Source organism: Massilia sp. P2_C2 (assembly GCF_056404615.1).
This window is the reverse complement of sequence record NZ_JBFUDR010000362.1, coordinates 1-5,432: the sequence shown is the minus strand read 5'-3', so window position 1 is coordinate 5,432 and position 5,432 is coordinate 1. Positions and strand designations below refer to the sequence as shown.

The window sequence follows — 5,432 nt, the reverse complement described above, 5'->3', positions numbered from 1 at the left end:
CGGATGAGCAAACCCTACGACACCGCCCAGCCCGAGCGCAGCACCATCGACGCGCTGCCCGGGGTGGTCGCCATCGACTTCGGCACCAACTGGTGCGGTTATTGCCAGGCGGCGGCCAGCCACATCGACGACGCGCTGGCGCCGTATTCGGGCGTGCAGCACATCAAGGTCGAGGACGGTCCCGGACGCAAGCTGGGGCGCTCGTTCAAGGTCAAGCTGTGGCCGACCGTGGTCGTGCTCAAGGATGGGCAGGAAGTGGCGCGCGTCGTGCGTCCGGTCGACAGCCGCGAGCTGGCCGACGCGCTCTCGCAGGCCGGTGCCGCATGACTGGAGCCGCACCTGACTTCCGTCCCGCGCGGAACCGCYCGGCGACCGTCCTGTTCGCCAGCCTGATCGGCACCACCATCGAGTTCTTCGACTTTTATATCTATGCCACGGCCGCGGTGCTCGTGTTCCCGAAGCTGTTCTTTCCGGCCGGGGACGCGGCGGCGGCCACCCTGCAATCGCTGGCCACGTTCGCCATCGCATTCTTCGCGCGGCCCGTCGGCTCGGCCGTGTTCGGCCACTTCGGCGACCGCATCGGCCGCAAGGCCACGCTCGTGGCCGCGCTGCTGACGATGGGCATCTCCACCGTCGTGATCGGCCTGCTGCCGACCTACGCCGCCATCGGCACGCTCGCGCCGTTGCTGCTCGCGCTGTGCCGCTTCGGCCAGGGGCTCGGGCTGGGCGGCGAATGGGGCGGTGCCGTGCTGCTGGCGACGGAAAACGCGCCGCCGGGCAAGCGTGCCTGGTACGGCATGTTCCCGCAACTGGGCGCACCGATCGGCTTCTTCCTGTCGAGCGGCGTGTTCCTGCTGCTGTCCGGTACGCTGTCGGATGCGGAATTCCTGCGCTACGGCTGGCGCATCCCGTTCCTGGCCAGCAGCCTGCTCGTGCTGGTAGGCCTGTACGTGCGCCTGAAAATCACCGAGACGCCGGACTTCCAGGCCGTCCTCGACCGCAACGAGCGGGTGAAACTGCCCGTCGCGGCCGTGTTCGCGAACCATACGCGCGCCCTCGTGCTGGGCACCCTGGCCGCGCTGGCCACGTTCGTCGTGTTCTACCTGATGACCGTGTTCGCGCTCAGCTGGGGCACGTCCGCGCTGGGCTATTCGCGCCAGCAGTTCCTGTTGCTGCAACTGGGCGCCATCGTGTTCTTCGGCCTCACGATCCCCATCGCCGCCGTGCTGGCCGACCGCCATGGCCGGCGCGCCGCGATGATTCTCGTCTCCGTTGCGCTGGCCCTGTTCGGCCTGCTGTTCGGGCCGTTGTTCGGCTCCGGCAAACTGGCGCTCGTCGCGCTGTTCCTCGTGCTGGGCCAGTGCCTCATCGGCATGACGTACGGGCCGCTCGGCACACTGTTGTCGGAACTGTTCCCGCCGGAGGTGCGCTACACGGGCGCGTCGCTCACGTTCAACCTGTCCGGCATCCTGGGCGCCTCGCTGGCGCCCTATGTGGCAACCTGGCTGGCGACGAATTACGGACTGCAGACGGTGGGCTGGTACCTGAGCGCGGCCTCGGTGATCAGCCTCGTCGCGCTGCTGCTGACGGCACCGGGGCCGCGCGGCACGGCGGCCGCGGCGCGCTGACGGCACATGGGAGGAATCATGGCGATACCGGGTGGATGCATGTGCGGCGCGGTGCGCTACGAAGCGGACGGGGAACCGTTCCACGCGACGTTATGCCATTGCATCGACTGCCGCCGCGCCAGCGGCGCACCGGCGCTGGCCTGGTTCAGCGTGCGCCGCGCTGCGCTGCGCTGGACGCGCGGCACGCCGGTCCTCCATGCATCCAGTCCCGGCGTCCAGCGCCAGTTCTGCGGCCGCTGCGGCACGCAGCTGACGTGGCACAGCGACGACGTCCCGGACGAGATCGACGTCACGACGTGCAGCCTGGACGATCCGGACGCCGTCCCGCCGGCCGACCACACGTATCATGCGCAGCACGTATGCTGGCTGCACCTCGCGGATGGCCTGCCGCGTTACCCGACGTTACGCGCCAACGGACCGGAGTGTTGAATAAATGACACAGTGTATGTACAAGAATGCAACAAAGTTACAATACAATCCACGTTTGTTGGGACGGAACGATAGCTGATCGTTAAAATTGAAGTTCTACAATTTTTTTGGAGAACTTCATGTTCAAGTCTGTCCTGCGTTTTGCCACCGGAGCTGTCCTGATGTCCGCCGCGGTGTGCGCCTCCGCCGACACGGCGACGTACAAGGACTTCCAGCTGTCCGGCGTGCTGCAGGAGATCCCCGGCCCGTCAGCGCGCTGCGCATCGAATTTCGGCGGTACCATCCTCGGTTTCGGCACCAGCACCACCATCGGCAAGGTGACGTTCCTGGCCACCGACTGCATCACGCCGAACGGCACGACCTATACGTTCAGCGACGGCAGATTCCTCATCACGACGCTCAYGGGCGAACTGATCTACGCCAACTACAGCGGCCAGTTCGTGCCGACGGGCGACGGCACCAAATACGTGTTCAGCAATGCGACGTTCCAGATCACGGGCGGCACCGGCCGCTACACCAGGGCGAGCGGCGGCGGCGACATGACTGGCGGTGAAGACATGGCGACGGGGCAGGGGACGATCCAGCTGCAGGGCCGGATCCTCGTGAAGTAATCCATGACGACGGCCGGGGGTGTTCGCCCGGCCATCCCGCACGAATCAGAACGAATAGACGAGCGTCAGCGACGTCTGCGTATCCGTGTTCTTTTTGTTCTCGGGCACGTTCGTGTCATTGCGCGCGCTGAACGCGGCCTTCATCTGCATCGTGCCGTTGATCTTGGTGGACAGGGCGGTCTCGGCGATCGAGTGCATGTTCGACGTGCCCCGTTCCACGCTCACGCTTTGGGAAAACGCCGCGGACGGGCTCACGCGCCAGCGCAGCTGGGCCGCGCCACGGACGGTCATGCCGGATTCGATTTCACCGGCCGCGCTCTCGCCATGGAAATAGCCCGGGCCCAATTCGACGTCGACGGACTTGTCGTCGCGCCGCAGCAGCTGGGTGCCATAGCCGACGCCCACCGACGAGTAACGGGTGTAAGCGCCGAACTTGTCGTTCACGTGCGAGCCCAGCAGGAAGGCGCGGTTGCCGTCCTCCAGCAGCTTGAACGCCGCCTTGGCCGACAGCAAATAGCGTTCGGCGGAGCGGGTACGCGTCGTGCTGCCGTCGTCGTGGTGGTTGACGTCTTCCTTGAAATAGCCGCTGAAGATGTATTCGTTGCTCCAGTTGGCCATCTCATGGCGGGCATCGATCTTGCCTGTCACGGACGTGCCCTCGGTGTTGCCGGAGGTCGTGATTGCGCCGAGCTCGGCCGAGGTGTACCAGCTGCTGCCGTCCGGTACGGCCGTCGCCGGCGCCTGGGTAAAGTAACTGGACGACGGCACGCTGTCGGCGAGATCGTCCGGAGCGGCCATCGCCGCTCCCGCGCTGGAGAGTGCCAGCACGCAAAACATCAGAGATTTCATAGGCAATGCACAGCCTGTCGTTCACGGATCGTCTGCGGCGGACGAGCCGCCGGCGGAGGCGACATTGTAGCCCAAAGCGCGGGACGAAATACTTTCAAACGGAAATTTTACATATTGGCCGCCTACAATACTTCAAATGATATTACAACTGTTAATTCATCAATAATTGTGTTTGCAATTCTCACGAAATGTTGCCTAGAATGCTCGCTCTGCCAACATGCCGGCATGAATGTATGAATGTATAAGGAAACACATTGATCAGGCTAGTCATCGCCGACGATCATGAACTGATCCGCGAAGGGATCAAGAAGATCGTACGGCCCTGCACCGACCTAAAAATCGTCGGTGAAGCCGCAGACTTGACGCAAGCAATCGCCCTCATCGCCCAGGTACACCCAGACGTCGTGATCCTGGACCTGACATTGCCCGACTATGACGGGCTGGACGGACTCGTCGAGCTGCGCCGCCATTTTCCCGACCTCCGGGTCGTCATCCTCAGCATGCATCCCGAGGAACGTTACGCCCTTGCCGCGCTGCGGGCCGGCGCGCGCGGCTATGTATCGAAAACCATGGCGTCAGCCGAACTCGTGGAAGCCGTGCGCCGTGCCGGCGGCGACGGCACCTGGGTCGGTCCCCGCGTCGCCGAACTGCTCGCGCGCGAGGCGCGTCCGGAGGCACGCCCGCCGCACCATGGACTGACCCCGCGCGAAGCGGAGATCGTCGCGCTGATCGGCGCAGGCCTGCAGATCAAGCAGGTGGCTGCCGAGCTTGGCATCAGCATCAGCTCCGTCAACACTTACCGAGGCCGCATTTTCCGCAAGATGGGCCTGTCGTCGAACGCCGCACTGATTCGTTATGCACTGCAGCATGGACTTGCTGGCTGAAGTGCGCAATGTCATCTGACCTGTTGCTAAGTCCCAACAGTGTTAAAGTTTAACTGTCACGAAAACTATGACAGGATTTTGTGGTTTCATCCGTTTTAAGTGTGACCTTTTTCCGTTTTGTGGCCCCTTTACTGTTAATTCTGTGTAAAACTAGAAACGGGCCCTGCAGTTGTCAAGACGGTACCAAAGTTCGGCAGACCCGCGATGAATGTGAATGCTTGAGCATCTTAGCTAATATCAATGCAAGATTCCGGCGGCTGGATTGTGCAGTGCACCAGCCATCTCCTGCATTCGACATGAAGGCTGCGGACCACACGACGGGACGGGGCAGAGATGATGACGACGACGCACGACATAGAGCGGACCGACAGGCGCTACGAGATCCTCGTGGCGGAAGACAGCCCGACCCAGGCCCAGCACCTCGCCCGGATGCTGGCAGCGGAATCCGATTACCACGTACGGGTGGCGGGCGACGGCTTTACCGCGCTGCGCCAGGCGCGCGCAGAGCCGCCCGACCTCCTCATCAGCGACATCGCCATGCCGGGCATGGATGGCTATTCGCTGTGCCGCGCCGTGAAGGACGATCCGCATCTCGGCGCCGTGCCCGTCCTGTTGCTGACCAGCCTGTCCGACCTGCAGGACATCGTGCGCAGCCTCGAGGCCGGCGCCGACGGCTTCGTGCGCAAGCCGTACGACGCGCACCAGTTGCGTGAACGCGTGCGCCGGATCCTGCGTACCCGCGACGCCGGCGCCCAGGGACAGCCGCTCGAGGTGATGGCCGACGAGCGGCGCCACATCTACGAGATGCTGGTGGCCACCCACGACCAGGCGCTGCGCCTGAACGCCGAGCTGGCCGCCCAGCGCGCGGGGCTCGCGCGCATGGTCGACTCGCTGGCGCTGCTCGGCAGGATCGCCGGCGCCCTGAATGAAGCGGCCACCGAGGTCGACGTCGCCCAGGCGGCCCTCGACCACCTGCTGCACATCCCGGCGCTCGACGGCGCCGCCATCAGCGCGGTGACGCCGGACGGCGC

The 5,432-nt window shown here is 64.5% G+C and carries 7 protein-coding genes; 6 read left to right on the top strand and 1 reads right to left on the bottom strand.

From position 1 onward, the window contains the following. Window positions 1-3 precede the first annotated feature (3 nt). From AC1DYX_RS27060 to AC1DYX_RS27045, 4 genes are all read left to right on the top strand, one after another. Window positions 4-327, top strand: a complete 324-nt coding sequence (locus tag AC1DYX_RS27060; RefSeq protein WP_477264644.1) for a thioredoxin family protein — start codon at window positions 4-6, stop codon at window positions 325-327. Next, window positions 324-1,628, top strand: coding sequence for an MFS transporter (locus AC1DYX_RS27055; RefSeq protein ID WP_477264642.1), 1,305 nt, complete (start codon window positions 324-326; stop codon window positions 1,626-1,628). Before AC1DYX_RS27060 ends, AC1DYX_RS27055 begins: the two co-directional genes overlap by 4 nt. 18 nt (window positions 1,629-1,646) lie before the next feature. Continuing rightward, complete coding sequence (locus tag AC1DYX_RS27050; protein WP_477264640.1) at window positions 1,647-2,057, top strand: GFA family protein; 411 nt, start codon at window positions 1,647-1,649, stop codon at window positions 2,055-2,057. A gap of 119 nt (window positions 2,058-2,176) precedes the next feature. Continuing rightward, a complete protein-coding gene (locus AC1DYX_RS27045) occupies window positions 2,177-2,668 on the top strand; it encodes a hypothetical protein (protein WP_477264638.1) in 492 nt (163 codons plus the stop codon). A gap of 45 nt (window positions 2,669-2,713) precedes the next feature. On the opposite strand, the gene AC1DYX_RS27040 is transcribed toward AC1DYX_RS27045, so the two are convergent. Beyond that, window positions 2,714-3,517, bottom strand: a complete 804-nt coding sequence (locus AC1DYX_RS27040; RefSeq protein ID WP_477264636.1) for a DUF481 domain-containing protein — start codon at window positions 3,515-3,517, stop codon at window positions 2,714-2,716. 254 nt (window positions 3,518-3,771) lie between these two features. Between AC1DYX_RS27040 and AC1DYX_RS27035 the strand changes: the two genes are divergently transcribed. After that, window positions 3,772-4,401 carry a response regulator gene (locus tag AC1DYX_RS27035; RefSeq protein WP_477264634.1) on the top strand — a complete coding sequence of 210 codons (630 nt, stop codon included), beginning with the start codon at window positions 3,772-3,774 and terminating at the stop codon, window positions 4,399-4,401. Window positions 4,402-4,734: 333 nt separating this feature from the next. Continuing rightward, window positions 4,735-5,432 (top strand): response regulator (locus tag AC1DYX_RS27030; protein ID WP_477264632.1); only part of this gene is annotated, 698 nt, incomplete at its 3' end.

Bases quoted from the DNA above. Each gene is read 5' to 3' on its own strand.
- AC1DYX_RS27060 (WP_477264644.1), top strand. From the start codon at position 4: ATGAGCAAACCCTACGACACCGCCCAGCCCGAGCGCAGCACCATCGAC.
- AC1DYX_RS27050 (WP_477264640.1), top strand. From the start codon at position 1,647: ATGGCGATACCGGGTGGATGCATGTGCGGCGCGGTGCGCTACGAAGCG.
- AC1DYX_RS27040 (WP_477264636.1), bottom strand. From the start codon at position 3,517: ATGAAATCTCTGATGTTTTGCGTGCTGGCACTCTCCAGCGCGGGAGCG.